Source organism: Desulfonatronum sp. SC1, assembly GCF_003046795.1.
GTDB lineage: Bacteria > Desulfobacterota > Desulfovibrionia > Desulfovibrionales > Desulfonatronaceae > Desulfonatronum.
This window is the reverse complement of sequence record NZ_PZKN01000010.1, coordinates 26,118-44,652: the sequence shown is the minus strand read 5'-3', so window position 1 is coordinate 44,652 and position 18,535 is coordinate 26,118. Positions and strand designations below refer to the sequence as shown.

The window sequence follows — 18,535 nt, the reverse complement described above, 5'->3', positions numbered from 1 at the left end:
TCAGTGTTCAATCAAAAAACCCGTTGACGCGCGTCGCGACGGCGACGCGGCTATCTGCCCTGGCCGCGGCGGAACTGCCGCACGGCCCGGTTGTGCTCCTCCAGGGTGCGGCTGAAGGTGTGCGAGCCGTCGTTGTTGGAAACGAAGTAGATCAGGTTGTGTTCTTCGGGCTGGAGCGCGGCCCGCAGCGAGGCCAGGCCGGGAGAAGCGATGGGCCCCGGCGGCAGCCCCGCGTGCATGTAGGTGTTGTAGGGGTTGCCCGGGTCGTCCAGGTGCCGTCTGAGCAGCGGCCCGGAAAAGTCCGGCCCCAGGCCGTAGATGGTCGTGGGGTCGCACTGCAGGCGCATGCCGATGCGCAGCCGGTTGGCAAAGACCCCGGCCACCCGTTCGCGTTCCTCGGCCAATCCGGTTTCCTTTTCCACCAAGGAGGCCAGAATTACCAGGTCCCGCACCGTTTCCGGGTCGGGACGGCCTTTTGGCCAGAGGTGCTGATCCGTGGCCCTTCGGAACATCTCCAGCATCATTTCCACGATGGGCCGGGCGTCCTGGTTTCGAGGCCGAGGAAGAAAATAGGTTTCAGGGAACAGGAAGCCTTCGGCGTGGTCAGCGGGGATGTCGAATCGGCGCAGCAGTTCCGGGTCCGATACGGCCTGGGCGAAGTTTTCGAAGCTGGCCAACCCGGATTCCTCCACGATCCGTCCGGTCTGCCACCAGGTCAGGCCCTCGGGGATCCGCAACCGGTGCAGGTGGACCCGGCCGGTGGTCAGGACGTCCAGGACCTGGCGAGGCGTCCAGCCGGTGTTCAGCGCGAATTCGCCTGCCTGGACCGACGCGCCCAGTCCCATGAGTTGCGCGTAGATGCGAAACCGCTGCCCGCTGGAAACGATGTTTTCCCGCTCCAGGAGCCCGCTGATTCGAACCATGGACATGCCTGGGACGATGTCCACCAGGCGGGTTTCCCCCGGCTGCTCCGGCGGAACATGCAGGAATCGGTAAGCGTCCCAGGCCGCCGCGCCGCCGACAAGCAGCAGGACGACCAATAAAAAAAGAAAAGCCTTGCGCAACCGGCCCCTGGGTTTGCCGACAGGCGTTGCAACCTGGAGGTCCGGACCGGGCTGTCCGGATTCAAAATCCGGATTCGGGCGATCAACCGTCACGGGCCAGCACCTCCATGGCCTGGTCCACGCTCAGGTCATCGTGGACGATGCCGTGCATGGCTCTGAGCAGGGATTTCGGTTTTTCTGCCTGAAAGATATTTCGGCCTATGGACAGTCCGGCCCCTCCAGCCTTGATGGAGTCGGAAACGACCTGGAGCACGTCACGAACACTGTTCATCTTCGGCCCTCCGGCAATGACCACGGGTACGCAGCAGGCGTCGACCACCCGCTGGAAGCTGTCCATATCCCCTGTATACGGCACCTTGACCAGATCCGCGCCCAACTCCACGCCCACCCTGGCGCAATGGGCCACCACTTCCGGGTCATACTCGTTGGGCACCTTTGGCCCCCTGGCGTACATCATGGCCAACATGGGCATGCCCCAGGAAGCCGCGGCGGCGCTGACCCGGCCCATGTCCTCCAGCATTTCCCGCTCGTTCTCGTCGCCCAGATTGACATGTACTGAAACCCCGTCCGCGCCCAGGCGCAGGGCTTCCTCCACCGAGGCCACCAGGGTCTTGGCGTTGGGGAAAGGGGAGAGGGAGGTGCTGGCCGAGAGGTGAATGATCAGACCGATGTCCGGCCCGCTGCCCCGGTGCCCGCACCGAACCAACCCCTTGTGCATGACCACGGCATTGGCCCCGCCGGTGGCGATTTGGCTCAGTGTTTGGCGCATGTCGGTCAGGCCGGAAAGCGGCCCCACGGTCACGCCGTGATCCAGAGGCACGATGATGGCCCGCCGGGTATCGCGATTCAGAATCCGTTCCAGTCTGATCTGTTTTCCAAGATGCATGGCGCTGACTCCTGTGAGGGCGGTTGAAAGGGCGGAAACCCGGAATAATCCGTTGAAGGGATGATCTAGCCAGGAGTGGTTCCAAAAATCAAGCGCAAAGGCGCGCTCATTGCATCAGGCGATCAATCCGTCGACTCCCGGATGCAAGGCTGAACATGAAGCGGGCAAATCCGGAAGATAAAAAAGATCCAATCTTGCTTTGCGTCCGCGCCCGGCCTATCGTTTCCGCACCCATGAACCATAATGACCCAAAGCAGTGAGAGGTTCCTTGCATGCTGGACAACGAAACCCTGCGTACCATCGCGGCCCGCCGCAGCATCCGGCTCTTCACGGACCGGGAGGTCGGCGACGAAACCGTCCACGCGGTCTTGACCGCTGCCAACCAGGCACCTTCGGCGCATAACGAGCAATCCTGGCGTTTCATCGTGCTTCGCGGGGACAAGAAGATGGAGCTGGCCCGGCTGACCACGGAACGAGCCGCCGACTTTCCCAAGCCTTCGTCCTCCCTGCTGCGCATGGCGGCCCGGAGCATCACCAGCGCGCCCATCGTGGTGGCCGTGGTGAACACCGGCAACCTGATCGCCCGGGGCGAGAAGCTGTTCAAGCTGGACATTTCGGAAGCGCGCGACTTCTTCCGGACCATGGAAATCCAAAGCTCCGCCGCGGCGGTGCAGAACCTGCTCCTGGCGGCCACTTCGCTGGGCCTGGGCTCGGTCTGGCTGGGAATCCTCTTCCTGATCAAGGAGGACGTGCGCCGGTTCCTGGGCGAGCCCGAGGGCGAATTCATGGCCGTCATCCCCCTGGGCTACACGGATCGCACGATCAAGGGGCCGAACAAAGTCCCAGCGCAAGAGGTCACGCGGCATCTCGTCTGAGAAAACGGAGAACGTGGGTGAAGGAGTACCTCCTTCATGCATTCCGCCGCCCGCCGGTTTTGATCGCTATGCCTTCCAAAAGGCCGGCAGCAGGAAGATGATCACGGCGTAGAGTTCCAGCCGTCCCAGGAGCATGCCCCAGGCGAGCAGCCATTTGGCGGCGGCGGGCAGGTGGGCGAAGTTCTGCGCCGGGCCCACGCCGCCGAAGCCCGGGCCAATGTTGCCCATGGCCGCGATGGCCGCGCTGAAGGCCGTGACCAGGTCCAGGCCCATGGCGGCCAGCAACAGGGACAGCACCAGATACAGAGCCGCGAACAGGCCCAGAAACCCCCAGATGCCGCTGATCACGCTTTCCTCCACGGGCTTGCCGCTCATCTTGACCTGGACCACGGCCTGGGGATGGATGACCCGGAAGCTTTCCCTGTACATATGCTTGACCGCCAAGAGGACGCGCATGCACTTCACGCCTCCGGAGGTGGACCCGGCGCATCCGCCGATGAACATGGCCGCGAAAAGAAGAGCCGCGGCCAGGGGCGGCCAGAGGGCGAAGTCCGCGGTGGCGTAGCCGGTGGTGGTGATGATGGAGACCAGGTTGAAGGCGCTGTACAGGAAGGCTTCGCCGAGGGTTTCGTAGGTCCGGTTCGCCCAAAGGGTCAGGCCGATCACGGCGATGGCGCCCAGGACCAGCAGGGTGAAGAAGCGGGCCTCGGAATTGCGCCACAAGGCCAGGGGGCGTCCGCGCAGAGCTTGGTAATGCAGGGCGAAATTGATCGCGCCCAGGAACATGAACACCGTGACCACCAGGTGCAGATAGGCGCTCTGGTAGTGGCCCATGGACAGGTTCTTGGTGGAGTAACCGCCCGTGGCAATGGTGGCGAACATGTGGCACAGGGCGTCAAAGAGATTCATCCCGCCCAGCAGCAGCAGAACCACCAGCACGGTGGAAAACAGCAGGTAGACCTTCCACAGGGACAAGGCCGCGGCCCGGACCCGGGGCTTGATCCGGTCCTGCCTGCCCCCGGAAAATTCGGCCCGGTAGAGATGCATGCCGCCCACCCCGAGAATGGGCAGCACGGCAACGGACAGCACGATGATGCCCATGCCGCCGATCCACTGGGTCATGCTCCGCCAGAACAGCAGCCCCGGAGCCACGGCCTCGATGTCCGTAAGCACCGAGGAGCCCGTGGTGGTGAAGCCGGAGACCGACTCGAAAAAAGCGTCCGTGAAGGTGTCGAACATTCCGCCGAGATAAAAGGGCAAGGCTCCGACCAGCCCGGCGCTGATCCAGCACAGGGCCACCACGGCCATGGCCTCCCGGCTGGTCACGGTTTCCGGGGCGTGCTTGCGCCAAACCAGGTACAGGGCTACCCCCCCGAGGCTGACCGAGACCATGGAGAACAGCAGGGGCGTGACGCCCGCGTCTCCGTAATACAACGAACAACCCAGGGCCGGGAGCATGAGCAGACCCACGGCGGCGATGATCGCGCCGGTGTAGGAGAAGATGCCTCGCCAGTGCATGGCGTTTTCCTTGCAGTGACCCGTGACGGACGGCTTGTGGCTTGCTTCGGACGAATCACCGGACACAAGCCACTGATCACGATTTCAGATGTATTCCAATTTGACGGCCAATGCCCGTTCCACCTTGGAGATATTCGCCCGGATGGAGAGGATCACGATTCTGTCGCCGGGCCGGATCACGCTGTTCCCGTCCGGAATGATCACCTCTTCGCCGCGAATCACGCAGAGGATCAGCGCGCCCTTGGGAAACCGCAGATCCTTGATCGGCTTGTGCACGATGGGCGACTTCTCCTGGGCCACGGCTTCCAGTGCCTCGGCCTCCTCGCCGCGGATGAAGACCGAGGAAATGACCTTGCCTCGGCGGACATGGCGAAAAATGGTGTGGACCGCGGAAATCCGGGGACTGATCACGTTTTCCAGGCCGATGGCCCGGACCAGGGGAATGTAGGCGAACTTGTTGATCCTGGTGATGGTTTTGGCCGCGCCCAGCCGTTTGGCCAGCAGGGAAAGCAGGACGTTGGTCTCTTCGCCGCCGGTCAGGGCGATGAAGGCGTCGATTTCCCGGATGCCCTCCTCCTGAAGCAGATCCCCGTCCGAGCCGTCGCCGTGGAGCACGATGGTCTTGTCCAGTTCCCCGGCCAGCTTTTCACAGCGTTGCGGGTCGCGTTCGATGAGCTTGACGGACAGGCCTTTGCGTTCCAGGGCTTTGGCGGCCAAGAGCCCCACGCTGCCTCCGCCGACGATCATGGCGTTGCGGATCTTTGTCGTGCAAGGGGAAAACAGGGGCAGGACGCGTTCGACCCGGTCGCCGCCGCAGATGAAGTAGACCACGTCTTCCCTGCGCAAGGCGTCCGGCCCGGTGGGGATCAGCAGTCTCTCGTCGCGGACGATGGCCGCGATGATGAACCGGTTGTCCCGGTAGCGGTCCGGGATGTCCATCAGCCGCACGCCGATCAACGGGCTGTCCGGGCAGACCTTGACTCCGATCAGTTTGACCCGGCCCCCGGCAAAGGGATTGACCTCCATGGCTCCGGGAACCTCCAGCATCCGTTCCAGGGCCAGGACCACTTCCTGATCCGGATTGATCACGTGGGCGATGTTCAGGATTTCCCGGGTCAGGGTGGACTTGTAGTGCAGGTACTCCTGGTTGCGGATCCGGGCCAGCTTGGTCAGTTCCGGGGCCAGGGCCCGGGCGAACAGGCAGGCCGTGAGGTTGGTCTCATCGCTGTCCGTGACCGCCAACAACAGCTTGGCCTGCTGGATCCCGGCCTGCTCCAGAAGCACCGGGCTGCTCCCGGAACCCAGAATGGTCTGCACGTCCAGGTGATCGCTGATCCGCCTGAGAGCCTCCGGGCTCTTGTCGATGACCACCACGTCCTTGTGCTCCTGCGAGAGGCGCTGGGCCACGTGAAACCCGATCTCCCCGGCTCCAATGATCACGATGCGCATGCGGCGGATGCTCCTTGCCATGGTTTGACGGCTCATTTCGTGAACCACTCCGATGGGCTCATTACGCCAGCTCGGACCGTCACGCAAGACAACCCTCTCAGCGAAGAGCAGAGCTTTCTTGATGTTTGCATGGGGTTTTGTCACAAGCCGTTTGGCGTTGCTCACGGAACCATGACAGGGGGTTGCCGGAAACGCTATAAAAGACCTGACCCCCGTCCAGTCCCCCTGGGGCGATTATGGCGGCTAAAAAGTGTCCGCCTTTTTTTAGCCCCCGTGAACCATCCCTTTCAGGGAAAGAGAAATCCGGCGGCGCTCCAGGTCCACTTCCAGAACCCGGACCCGGACGTGCTGGCCTGTCCGGACCACTTCCGCGGGATCGCGGACGAAGCGATCGGCCATCTGGCTGACATGGACCAGCCCGTCCTGGTGCACGCCCACGTCCACGAAGGCCCCGAACCGGGTCACGTTGGTCACGATGCCCGGCAGGACCATGCCCGGGGAGAGGTCTTCCGGACGATGCATGCCCTCGGCAAAGGCAAAGTGTTCAAATATCGGCCGGGGGTCCCGCCCGGGGCGATCCAGTTCGGCCAGGATGTCGGTCAGCGTGGGCAGCCCGGCCTCTTCGGACAGATAGCGATACGGATCAATCCCCGCCCTGATTCGGGCATCCCGCATCAGTTCGCGCACCCCGACGCCCATGTCCCGTGCCATGCCCTCCACCAGGCCGTATCGTTCGGGATGGATGCCCGAGGCGTCCAGGGGATTGTCCGCGTCCCGGATGCGCAGGAAGCCGGCGGCCTGCTCAAAGGCCTTGGGCCCGAGCCGCTTCACCCGGAGCAGATCCCGCCGGGAACCGAACGGCCCGTTTTCATCTCTCCAGGCCACGATGTTCCTGGCCAGGGCCGGCCCCAGCCCGGAAACAAAGGACAACAGGGCGGCGCTGGCCGTGTTCAGCTCCACGCCCACCGCGTTGACGCAACTGACGACGGTATCGTCCAGGGCCCGTTTCAACGCCGCCTGGTCCACGTCGTGCTGATATTGGCCCACGCCGATGGCCTTGGGATCGATCTTGACCAGCTCTGCCAGGGGGTCCATCAACCGCCGTCCGATGGACACGGCCCCACGTACTGTCAGGTCCAGGTCCGGAAATTCCTCCCGGGCGATGTCCGAGCCGGAATACACCGAGGCCCCGGATTCGTTGACCAGGACCACGAAGACGCCCTGCAACCCCAGGGAGCGGACAAAAGCCTCGGTTTCCCGCCCGGCGGTGCCGTTGCCCACGGCCACGGCCTGGACGGCGAACCGCTCCACCAACTCCCGGATGCGCCGCGCTGATTCCGCTGCCTGCCGTTCCGACCCGACCACGAAAACGGTCTCGTGATGCAGCAGCCCGCCCTGCTCGTCCAGACAGGCCAGCTTGGCCCCGGTGCGAAATCCCGGGTCCAGGGCCATGATCCGCTTGCGGCCCAGGGGCGGGGACAGGAGCAGCTCGCGCAGGTTCGCGGAAAACACGCCGATCGCCTCCGCGTCAGCCCGGGTTTTCAGGTTCGCCCGCAGTTCCGTCTCCATGGACGGCGCGAGCAGTCGCCGGTATCCGTCCTGAACAGCCAGGCGCACCTGCTGCGCGCACGCTCCCCCACCGCGCACGAAGCGGCGTTCCAGCTCGGCCGCGGCCAACGCCTCGTCCGGACGCACCTCCACGGAAAGAACAGCCTCTCGTTCGCCCCGGAACAGGGCCAGAATCCGATGGCCGGGAGCGGTTGCCGCGGGCTCCTCCCAGTCGTTCCAATCCCTGAACTTGGCCGCAACGGACGGATCGATCTTGGCCGCGCCCCTGGCCGGACGGGACCGCAACCGGGCCTTGGTCGTGAACAGGGCGCGCATCGCGGCTCTGGCCCCGGCATCCTCGGAAATGCGCTCAGCCAGGATATCCCTGGCCCCGGCCAGGGCCTGTTCCGCTGTTTCCACGCCCTTATGCGGATCAACAAAGGAGGACGCGGCAACAACCGGGTCCGCGGCCCGCTGTTCCATGAGCAGGTCGGCCAGAGGCTCCAGCCCTTTCTCCGCGGCCATCATCGCCCGGGTGCGTCGCTTGGGCCGATGGGGAAGATAGACGTCCTCCAGTTCGGCCAGGGACCGGGCCCCTTCCAGGGCGGTGCGCAAGGCATCGGACAACAGCTCCCGTTCCTCCAGGGAGGCCAGCATGGCCGCCCGGCGCTTGTCCATATCTGCCAACGCCTCCAGCCCGTCGCGCACCTTGCGCACGACCACCTCGTCCAGGGAACCCGTGGCCTCCTTGCGGTATCGGGCGATAAACACCTCGGTGGAGCCTTCCCGGAGCAAATCCGCCACGGCCTGAACCTGTCGCGCCGTCAAGCCGAGCTGCGCGGCAACCTGATTGATATGAGTCAATTGCGTTGTTCCTCTAAACGATTCCCGTTGAAACCCGGCCCCATTTCAGTGGCTACCGCGGCAGCGATGGCCGGTTCGACAAGCCTGTTTTGCCCGCCTCTATTGCTTTGTCCTCTATTGCTTTGTCCGCCGCGGACATTGGAAAAGAAACACCTGCATCAAACTCTCAAAACATCGACCGAGAAATCGCCGCCCACGTTCCTCATCCTGAAGAGGGGCAATGGACGATCCACCCGGCTGCCGTCCGACCCATGCCGAAAGCGTGGGGCGATTGCTGGGCGGATACGCGGGTGTAAAAAAAGGCCCCACGTGTTCATCATTCAGATTCCACCATCAACTCGGCCCTTTTTTGTCTGGACAATGGTATCCACTTTACAAGGAACACGGCAGGCAGGCGCTGCCAAAAGGAAAATGGGCCGTTACCGGATGAAAACTAATTCACGGGAAAGTAGAGGTGAAAGCGGGCACCTTGTCCGGGCGAGCTGTGAACCTCGATGAATCCGCCATGCTCCTCGATGATTTTTTTGCAAATGGGCAGTCCCAGGCCGGAGCCGAGATCTTTTGCCGTGGTGAAAGGCTCAAAGAGAACGCCTGTCATGGCCTCCGGCACGCCCGGACCGTTGTCCGCGACAATCAGCTCTATCCAGCGACGCTTCTCCTTTTCGACAACCTCCGCGCTGATGCTCAGCCGCCCCTCGTCGGGCAGGGCCTCCAGGGCGTTGTCCAGCAGCTGGTTCACGACAATCTCAATCTGCTCCACTTCCATCGATATCAAGGGGAGCGCGGAAGAGATACGCGCATGCATTTCAATCCCGCGTTCATCGATTTGTCGCTGATAGCGATCCAGGGCGCCTTGCAGCACCTCGGCCAGGGATTGGTTCGCCGCGAGAGGAGCTTTTTCGCGGCTATAGATGAGCAGTTCCTTCAACATTCTTTCCAGGCGGCGCAGTTCGGCCAGAATAATCCCGGCATAACGGCGTTCTTCTTCACTCTGGGCAACCATTTCCAGGCGACGGGCAAAACCTCCCGCGGACGTCAGCGGATTTCTGATGGCATGGGTTACGTTTTCGGTCATGCGGCCCAAGGCGGCCATCTTTTCCGCATGAACAAGCTGTTCCTGGGCTTTTTCCAGTTGTTCCCTGATCCGGTTCACCTCCAGCTCGAGGGTTGTATTCCATAGTTGCATTTTTTCTCTGGAAGCATGCAGCTCTTCCAGCATTGCGTTGAAGCTGACGCCCAGCAGACTCAACTCATCTCGAGGCGGTTCGACCTGGAGACGGCCCTGTTGATGGCCGGAAGACTTCTGAAAGGAGACCAACAAGCCTCGAAGAGAGGAGACGACGATTTTATTGAAAAGGACGCCCAGAGCGACAAAGATGAAAAACAGGGTCGCGAAAATTACCAGGAACCCGGAAACAGCCCTGCTCCTCAACTGGCCCAGGGCCGCATCCACGGGTATGCCTACGGAGATCACTCCGGCCAGTTCCCCGGCCCTGCGTCCAAATCCTCCCGCAAAACCGTAGATCTCGATCAATTCCGTCGGTGCGTGTTTCGGATCGCCATGACAGCGCAGGCACTCCTGTTCAAAGTAGACCGGCTTGTAGCGGCGATATTCAGGCTGCCCTTCCACCTCCACTAACCCCTGCCACTCCAGAACGTCGGGATGTTCCCGGAAATAGACAATCATTTCCACTTCGGATTCTCGTGATTCATATTTCGGATTGCGGGCATTGATCGAGGTGCGGCGATACTCGATGTCGGGCAGGGCCGGTGAAAGACGATCCGCGAAGGCTCTCGCCACATACGAGGTGGACATGGCCTCGCGCAGGAAAAAGTCATACCCCATAACTTCCTGCATTACGGGACGCAGCTCCTCGCGAACATAAGCCCTGGTGGCTTCCACCGCGGACATGACCATTTCCGACTCGGCATAGGCCTTGTCCATAAGCTGGCGCTGTTCATAAAAGTAAATGAGCAAAGCTCCTCCTAAACAAAAAGCGAGGAGAATCAAGGAAGTGCCGATCAGAAACTTTGTCTGCAGCCCCAGGGAAGGCTGTTCCCGCTGATAATGGGCATGACCGTCCGCCTCATGCTTTTTTGCTGAATCGAGAACCTGTTTGGCTGTCTGCATTATCAATCCCCGATGAGAATACGGTTTTTTTGCGCCCTTCCTCTCTTTAATCCATGATTCTTTCAGCTCTTCAAACAGGGGGAATCTCGCTGCTGGATCATTGCCTTGCGTGAACGCCGTCTTTCTCTTGAAAAGAGTCAGGTATCATGCTTGCGGCAATGAGAAAACACAAGCTGAATTCCTGTTCCTCCGGCCATATCCGGAATGGCGGCCGCATGTGGATATATCAGCGTTCGCGTCGCCCCATCCTGATCAGGATGGGTTACGGAGAAAACGCTAAAATAAATAACCTGCCCCGCGTACATTTGGTGTGTTCCGGATACATGGCAAGCACCTTTTAGCCAACTTCGAGGCATTTGTTCAGGAATATGGCGAAATTTCTTAAAACTATTATGTTTCTTCCAAAGAATACAACCGTCCTGGGACGGCATACGCCATTGATTGAGAATTGGCGAAAACGCAGGTATAGTTCTCGACATCGATAATTTGTACGTGTCCTTTTACATTTCATTGTTTCATAATCTATCTCACCAAAAGCAGACTATGGGGGCAACCCTGTATTTATCCTCCTGATCAACGGTACCGTGACCGAGCCATGACAAAGGCTCACATGCTTATGCCCGTAACAACCACATATCCAAAGTCGCCCACCGACCCCGCGGTCACTGCGGGACATCCGTTCCGCGGCGAACAACGGCCCATGCCGAAGAGGATTTTTTTGCTGCTGGCCGTGTTCTGGACGATTCTCCTGGTGATCCTGGCCGGGATGGTCTATCGCCATGCCCATTCCACGACCTTCGACGTGGCCGTGGCCAGCGCCCGGGATACTTTCTCCAGGGACCTGCTGTACCGTCTATGGGCCGCCAAAAAGGGCGGCCTGTACGTGCATCTTTCTCCCGAGACGCCTCCCAACCCTTACCTGTCCCATATTCCGGACCGGGACATCGCCACGCCCTCGGGACGGCAACTGACCCTGGTCAACCCGGCCTACATGACCCGGCAGGTTCATGAACTGGGCAAGGATCTGTACGGGTTGCGCGGGACCATCACCGGTCTGCGCCCGCTGCGGCCGGAAAACGTGCCGGACGAATGGGAAAAAGAGGCCCTGTTGGCTTTTGAACAGGGAGAAAGCGAGGTTGTCTCCCTGGAAAGCATGGACGACGAGCTGTTCCTGCGGTTCATGCGCCCCATGTTCACGGAAACAGGATGTCTGAAGTGCCATGCCGAACAGGGCTACAAGGTCGGCGATATCCAGGGCGGGATCAGTGTTTCCGTGCCCTGGGAAGAATCCGACCGGAACCTTCGGGAACTGCGGCGGACCATGGTTTTCGCCTTCGGGCCGATCTGGCTTTTCGGAATGTTGGGGCTGTTGCTCGCCCGGCAGCGCATCCATCACCATTTTCTCGCACGCCTGCGCACGGACGACGCGCTTCGGGATTCCCTCGCGGAAAAGGAGATGCTCCTGCGGGAGGTGCACCACCGGGTCAAGAACAACCTGGCCGTGGTCACGGCCCTGCTGATTATGCAGCGATCAAACGTCACCGATCCGGCCGGGGCCGCGGCCCTGCTGGATCTGGAGGGCCGGATCAAATCCATGGCCCTTGTCCACGAAAAACTGTACCACAGCGCCAATCTGGCCCGCATCGACTGCCAGGACTATCTGGAAACCTTTCTACAGGAACTGCGTCAGTCCTTGGACATCCGGGGCGACATCCGCTTCATCGCCGATGCCCAGGGCGTCAGCCTGGAGCTGGACATGGCCATCTCCTGCGGGATGATCATCAACGAACTCGTGACCAACGCCTTCAAGTACGCCTTTCCCGAAGGAGAAGCCCGGAATGGAGGAGGCGACTGTGAAATCAGGGTGGCCATGCGCGCGGCGAACGGACGATGTACCCTGGAGGTGGTGGACAACGGCGTGGGAATCCCCGCGGACGTCGATCCGTTGTCGGCGCAATCCTACGGACTGCGCCTGGTTCGAATGATCGCCACGCACCAGTTTTCCGGGCATATTGAGGTGGACCGTTCGGAAGGAACCAGGATCGCCATAACCATTGAAGCCCGGGAAGGGAAAACATGAACCCCGGACAACGCATCCTCGTGGTCGAGGACGACGCCATCCTCGCATTAACGCTGGAAACCATGCTGGACAAACTGGGATACACCGCGCTGCGGCCCGTGGCCCGGGGGGAGGACGCCGTGGCCGCGGCCACGACCGAACAGCCGGATCTCATGCTCATGGATATCCGGCTGGCCGGAGAGATGGACGGGGTCACCGCGGCCCGGCGGATCAGGTCCTTCTCCGAGATACCCGTCGTCTTCCTGTCCAGCCATTCCGAGGATGCTCTCCTTCGGCAGGCCAAGGCCAGCAACCCTTACGGCTATCTGGTCAAACCGGTCTCGGAGCGTGAGCTGGCGGCCTGTCTGGAGATGGCCCTGCACCGGCACGCCATGGACATGCGGTTGCGGGAGAGCGAGGACCGGTACCGGACCATCGTGGAGAACATCAACGACGCCCTTTTCATCCACGATTTTCAGGGCAGGATACTCGACGTCAACGAAACGGCCTGCCGCATGGTCGGACATGCCCGGGAAGTGCTTGTCGGCGCGAACTTGGCAACAATCGTCCAACCGGAAACCGCACGGCGCCAATCCCAACGCATGGCGCAACTGATGGAGAATGGAAGCGTCGTTTTTGAAACAGACCTGGTCCGCAAGGATGGGACCAGTACGCCCGTGGAAGTCAGCGCCAAAGTGGTGACCCAGGAATCAGGCGGCATTGTGCAGGGTTTTGCGCGGGATATCAGCGAGCGCAAACAATTCGAGGCGGAACTCGTCCGCAAGAATGAACAACTGCGAAAAAGCATCGCCGAGAAGGACCAATTTTTTTCCATCATTGCCCATGACCTTCGATCGCCTTTTATGGGCTTTCTCGTCTTCATCCGGCTGCTCACGCAATCCGACCACAGGTTCGAGCCGACCAGAATACAACGGCTCTGCACGGACATGAAGCAGTCCGCGGAAAGCCTCTACGCCCTGTTGGAAAATCTCCTGGAATGGGCTGCGATGCAACGAGGCGCGGCGGTTTTCGCACCAAAGGACCACAGATTGATCGACCTGGTCGAAGAGTGCATCGATCTGATGCAGGGAGTCGCACACCACAAGAACGTCATGCTCACTCACGTCGTTCCGGATGATCTGGCCGTGTTTGCCGATACGTCGATGCTCAACACGGTCCTGCGCAACCTGCTTTCCAATGCCGTCAAGTATTCTGAAACAGGTGGCACGGTGCTGGTCGCCGCGCGGCAAAATAACGGCGCGGTACAGATTTCCGTCCAGGACACGGGGATCGGCATGGACCAGAAAGTCATGTCCAGACTGTTCGTCCTGGATCAGGTCAGCTCACGAAAAGGAACCACAGGCGAAAACGGCACCGGGCTGGGACTGATCCTGTGTAAGGATTTCGTGGAGAAACACGGCGGACGAATCTGGGCGCGAAGCGAGCCGAACCAGGGATCGACCTTCACCTTCACCCTGCCTGACATGGCGGCGCGAGCCGCGCGGGAAGCGGACTGAACGACCCGTCACCAAACAAGGCAAAGAGCATCCATGGCCGACATTTTGATCATCGACGACGACCAGTTGTTCAGCGTGGCCCTTGCCGAGGTCCTGGCCGGCGAGGAACATCGCGTTTCCCACGCGCCGACCCTGGCCGAGGGGTTCGCTCTGGCCCGGTCCGGCGACTTCAGCCTGATTTTTCTGGATCTGCAACTGCCCGACGGGTACGGCATGGACGTGCTTCCGGACCTCAAAAGCCTGCCGGACTCGCCGGAGATCATCGTCATCACCGGCTCCCTGGAGGCGGAGCTGGCACAGACGGCCATCGGCAAAGGGGCCTGGGACTTCATCAAGAAGACCAGCACCCAGTTGGAGATGAAGCTGTCGTGCACCAGGGCCCTGGAATACCGCAAGACCAGGCTGGCCTCGCTGCCGGTGCATCGCGAGGGGATCATCGGAAACAGTCCTGCCTTGCGGCGCTGCCTGGAACAAATGGCCCAGGCCGCGAAAAGCGAGACGGAGGTCCTGTTGCTGGGCGAGACGGGAACGGGCAAGGAACTGTTCGCCCGGGCCCTGCACGCCAACAGTCCACGCAGGGACAAGGAATTGGTAGTCGTGGACTGCGCGGCCATGACCGAGACCATCGCGGGCAGCGAACTGTTCGGGTATCGCCGGGGGGCCTTCACCGGCGCGCTTACGGACAGGACCGGGCTGATCCAGCGGGCCCACAAGGGCACCTTGTTCCTGGACGAGGTCAGCGAGCTGCCGCCCGCGCTGCAGAAGAGTTTTCTGCGGGTCCTGGAAAGCAGAACGTTTCGCCCTCTGGGCCAAAGCCACGAGCTGGTCAGCAACTTTCGCCTAGTCTGCGCGAGCAACCGCGACCTGGACGAGATGACGCGACAAGGGGAATTCCGCGAGGACCTGCTGTTCAGGCTGCGGACCGTGACCATCCATCTCCCGCCGCTGCGGGATCGCCTCGACGACCTGGACGAACTGGTCCGCCATCACCTGGAGGCCGTCTGCCGCCATTCACGGCTGCCGGGCAAGGCCGCCTCGCCCGAATTGATGAATCTTTTCGCCCGGCACGACTGGCCGGGCAACGTGCGCGAACTGGTGAACACCCTGAAGGCTCTGGCGGCTTCCGCGCCCCTGGAACGGGTCCTTTATCCCGCGCATCTGCCCAGGGAACTGCATGTCCGGTTTCTCAAGGCCAGGCCGACCGGTGCCCAGCCGGAAGCGTCGCCTCCGCCCGGAAAAGCGCCTGAGCCGAACAAAACCTCGCCGGAGCACTTCAACCTTGACTGGAAGGCATACTGCGCCCGAATCCGGGAAACAGCGGAAAAAGATTATCTGATCAATCTGATGCAGGTCTCCGGCAACAGCATCAAAAAGGCCGTGCTGCACTCCGGCCTCAGCCAAGCCAGGCTCTACGGCCTGCTCAAGAAATACAACGTTCCCCGCCCCGGCAGGTCGCCCTGAGCGTCCTCTCCGGGAGATCATTTGCAGTCCAGTCGGCTCCCGTTTCGCAAGAATGTGTTCTTATCGCATGAGAAAACGTTCTTCCGACGAAACCCGGATGCTCTTCAACATCCTGTATTGACAAGGCCTCCAGCAGGAGATTCGGTTCGGCATCATTTTTGATTGTCATGGTATCAACGGCCATGAAACGATCCACGAACGACTTTTCCTGATCCCATGCAACGCAATCCATCCCGCAAACTCGAAGACTCCCTGGCCGAACTGGCCGGATGTCTGGAACAGACCGGCGATGTTCCGGCGGTGGTCGGTTTTACCAGAGACTCCAGCGAAACTTGGTCCGCTCACGACATTGGGGATGCGGCCGGTCGGCTGGCCCAGGGGTTGCGCGATCAAGGCGTTGGGCCCGGACAACGAGTGCTGCTGCTTGCTCCCGCCTCGGCGCGGTTCATCGTGGCCACCCTGGCCGTGCTCCGAATCGGCGCGGTCATGACCCCCGTGGACGTCCAGGCAAGCGACGAAAACCTGACCCATGTGTTCAAGGCCAGCCGGATGCGGCTGGTTTTCACCACGAAACGCATCGCCCGACGCCTCGCGCAACTCGACCCTCCCCCGGATGCGCCGACATATCTTCTGGATGTGGAAGACGCCGAAGATCAGACGGATTTGGAACAGGAGGTGGCATCCACGGCTCAAAGCTGGAAGCGCCTCCTGGCGGACACCCCCGACAAGCCGGCTCGGCCCGAAGCGGACGACATCGCGGTGCTCTTCTACACCTCGGGCACCACGGGGCCGCCCAAGGGCGTGCCCCTGTCGCACCAAAACATCCTTTCCCAGGTACGCATGATCCAGGATTCCGGGCTGCTCGTGGACGGCGACCGGCTCCTGCTGCCGCTGCCCCTGCACCACGTCTATCCCGTGGTCATCGGCATGCTGGCCCCGCTGGCTCTGAATATTCCCATTATTCTGCCCCGCGCCCTTGTCGGCAAGGAAATCACCCGGGCTCTGCGCGAGGGCCAAGCCACCATCATCCTCGGGGTTCCCAGGCTGTACAGCACCATTTTCCAGGGAATTCAGGACCGGGTTGCCTCTTCCGGGCGATTGTCCGCGCTCGTCTTTTCCATCCTGCTTGCCTTTAGTCGCCTTTGCGCCAGGCATGGACGGCGGCCGGGCCGCGCGCTGTTCAAGACCCTCCATCAGCGAGTCGGCCCCGGCCTGCGCCTGCTCGCTTCCGGGGGATCGCCGCTGGACCCGGAACTGGGTCGCAATCTGGAGGCCCTGGGCTGGCCCGTGGCCGTGGGCTACGGCCTGACCGAAACATCGCCCCTGCTCACCCTGAGATACCCTGATGAAGGCCGGTACGAATCCGTGGGCCGGGCCGTCAAGGGCGTCGAATTGCGGATCGATCCGTCCGTTCTCCCCGAGAAGGAATCAGAAGACGAGGACGGCCGGAAAGCTCAGGAAGGGGTGGGGGAGCTTCTGGCAAAGGGGCCCGGCGTGTTCTCCGGTTACGACGACTTGCCGGAGAAAACCGCGGAGAGCTTTGCTGACGGCTGGTTCCGGACCGGCGACATGGCTCGAATCGACGAGGACGGCTACGTGTATCCGCGGGGGCGGGTTTCCACGATGATCGTTCTGGAAAGCGCTGAGAACATCGATCCGGAAAAGATCGAGGAGGCCTATGCGGGGTGCGCAGAGGCGGCCGAGATCGGCGTGCTGGAGGACGCAGGCCGACTGGCCGCGCTGGTCGTGCCCGCCAAGGATGTTTCGCGAAGTCACCCGGAACGGGAGTTGGTCGAAATCGTGCGCAAGGCTCTGGACCGGCATGGAGCGGGGCTGCCGTCGCATCACCGGATATCCAAAATCGAGCTGACGCATTCGCCTCTGGATCGGACCCGGCTCGGAAAGCTGAAGCGCAAGCAGCTGAAAGAAGCCTACGAGGCGGCCAAGAAAGGGGATAAAGGCCGTGAGCAACAGCGCTCCGGTCCCGTTCCCCCCAGCGCCATGAACAGCGAGGACCGGGCCTTGCTGGAAGACGCCCGGGTGCGGAAACTCTGGGACATGCTGGCCCGTCGGTACAAGGACGGTCCGCTCTCTCCCGAATCCAGCATCGAACATGATCTGGGCGTGGATTCGCTGGGCTGGGTCGAGCTCTCCCTGGCCATTGAGGACGTGGTCGGGGTCAGCCTGGATGAGGACCAGTTCCAGCGGATCGCCACGGTTCATGATTTGATGGAGACGGTCGCCGAGTCCGACGCGGAGGAGGCTTCAGGCGGAGTAAGGCGTTTTCTGGAGCAACCGGAACTGATCATTCCCGAACACCGACAACGACTGGCCAACCCGCGCGGATGGGCGCGCCTAGTTATCGCCACCCCGTTCCATATCCTCCTGTCCGGTATCATGCGCATCCTCTTCCGCGTGGAAGGGAGAAACCTTGAAAACGTCCCCCGGAGCGGCCGGTTTGTCTTGTTGCCAAACCACGTCAGTTATCTGGATCCGTTCGCCATCGGTGTTGTTCTCGGATATGCCCGGGCCCGGCGGTGCTTCTGGGCAGGCGAGTCGGGAGTCGTTGCCCGCAACGCCGTGCTCCGGACCCTCAGCCGGATCGCCCAGATCATACCCATCGAACGGGAGAAAGGGCCGACCTCCAGCCTGGCTTTCGGCGCGCTGGTCCTGAAACAGGGCCACCCCTTGGTTTGGTTTCCCGAGGGACATCGCTCTCCGGACGGGACCCTGCAGCCTTTCCGGCAAGGTATCGGGCTGCTGCTGGGAGAATATGATCCTCCGGTCATTCCCGTGTTCATCCAGGGGACCGAACAGGCCCTGCCGCCAGGACGGTTTCTGCCTCGGCCCAGCAAGATTATCGTTCACTTCGGAAAACCCATCGATGTCGCAATGCTGCGCAGTGCGGCTAAAGAGAACGGGGAGGGGCAAGATCGGCACAAACGGATCACTACGATTCTGGAAAAGACCGTCGCCCGCCTTCGCGATGAGGCCGTCCAAGCACCTCGAGCCTGACGGTCGGGAGCTCACCGTCGTCACGCCCTCCAACTATTCCGACGCACCCCTGCTTTCCCAGACCGATGACCGGCGGGACACACCTCTCCGCGGAACCAGCCGAAAGGGAATGAATCCGCTCCGATCCGGCCTGAGGGGAGGAGCAGCG

11 protein-coding genes are annotated in these 18,535 nt (G+C 61.7%); 5 read left to right on the top strand and 6 right to left on the bottom strand.

Annotated elements, in window-relative coordinates:
• Positions 1 to 50: 50 nt before the first annotated feature.
• Positions 51 to 1,157: an endolytic transglycosylase MltG gene (mltG, locus tag C6366_RS07275; RefSeq protein WP_233248422.1), complete on the bottom strand. Its 1,107-nt coding sequence runs from the start codon at positions 1,155 to 1,157 to the stop codon at positions 51 to 53.
• Entirely contained in the window at positions 1,147 to 1,950 is an 804-nt protein-coding gene (locus C6366_RS07270; RefSeq protein ID WP_107736667.1) for a 2-amino-3,7-dideoxy-D-threo-hept-6-ulosonate synthase, read from the bottom strand. Before C6366_RS07270 ends, mltG begins: the two co-directional genes overlap by 11 nt.
• Positions 1,951 to 2,222: 272 nt before the next feature.
• On the opposite strand from C6366_RS07270, the gene C6366_RS07265 reads away from it, so the two are divergent.
• Positions 2,223 to 2,825, top strand: coding sequence for a nitroreductase family protein (locus C6366_RS07265; protein WP_107736666.1), 603 nt, complete (start codon positions 2,223 to 2,225; stop codon positions 2,823 to 2,825).
• A gap of 66 nt (positions 2,826 to 2,891) precedes the next feature.
• On the opposite strand, the gene C6366_RS07260 is transcribed toward C6366_RS07265, so the two are convergent.
• From C6366_RS07260 to C6366_RS07245, 4 genes are all read right to left on the bottom strand, one after another.
• Positions 2,892 to 4,343, bottom strand: coding sequence for a TrkH family potassium uptake protein (locus C6366_RS07260; protein ID WP_107736665.1), 1,452 nt, complete (start codon positions 4,341 to 4,343; stop codon positions 2,892 to 2,894).
• A gap of 84 nt (positions 4,344 to 4,427) precedes the next feature.
• Positions 4,428 to 5,792: a Trk system potassium transporter TrkA gene (trkA, locus tag C6366_RS07255; protein WP_107736664.1), complete on the bottom strand. Its 1,365-nt coding sequence runs from the start codon at positions 5,790 to 5,792 to the stop codon at positions 4,428 to 4,430.
• A gap of 264 nt (positions 5,793 to 6,056) precedes the next feature.
• Positions 6,057 to 8,204, bottom strand: coding sequence for a Tex family protein (locus C6366_RS07250; protein ID WP_107736663.1), 2,148 nt, complete (start codon positions 8,202 to 8,204; stop codon positions 6,057 to 6,059).
• A gap of 433 nt (positions 8,205 to 8,637) precedes the next feature.
• Positions 8,638 to 10,335: a DUF3365 domain-containing protein gene (locus C6366_RS07245; protein ID WP_107736662.1), complete on the bottom strand. Its 1,698-nt coding sequence runs from the start codon at positions 10,333 to 10,335 to the stop codon at positions 8,638 to 8,640.
• A gap of 700 nt (positions 10,336 to 11,035) precedes the next feature.
• Here C6366_RS07245 and C6366_RS07240 point away from each other — a divergent pair.
• The 4 genes from C6366_RS07240 to C6366_RS07225 all read left to right on the top strand — a co-directional run bounded on the left by C6366_RS07240 (position 11,036) and on the right by C6366_RS07225 (position 18,387).
• Positions 11,036 to 12,415, top strand: a complete 1,380-nt coding sequence (locus C6366_RS07240; protein ID WP_158269683.1) for a histidine kinase dimerization/phosphoacceptor domain -containing protein — start codon at positions 11,036 to 11,038, stop codon at positions 12,413 to 12,415.
• Positions 12,412 to 13,911, top strand: coding sequence for an ATP-binding protein (locus C6366_RS07235; protein WP_107736660.1), 1,500 nt, complete (start codon positions 12,412 to 12,414; stop codon positions 13,909 to 13,911). Before C6366_RS07240 ends, C6366_RS07235 begins: the two co-directional genes overlap by 4 nt.
• 33 nt (positions 13,912 to 13,944) lie before the next feature.
• Positions 13,945 to 15,372 carry a sigma-54 dependent transcriptional regulator gene (locus tag C6366_RS07230; protein ID WP_107736659.1) on the top strand — a complete coding sequence of 476 codons (1,428 nt, stop codon included), beginning with the start codon at positions 13,945 to 13,947 and terminating at the stop codon, positions 15,370 to 15,372.
• A 216-nt stretch (positions 15,373 to 15,588) separates the two neighbouring features.
• Positions 15,589 to 18,387, top strand: coding sequence for an AMP-binding protein (locus C6366_RS07225; protein WP_107736658.1), 2,799 nt, complete (start codon positions 15,589 to 15,591; stop codon positions 18,385 to 18,387).
• The last annotated feature ends 148 nt before the right edge of the window (positions 18,388 to 18,535 follow it).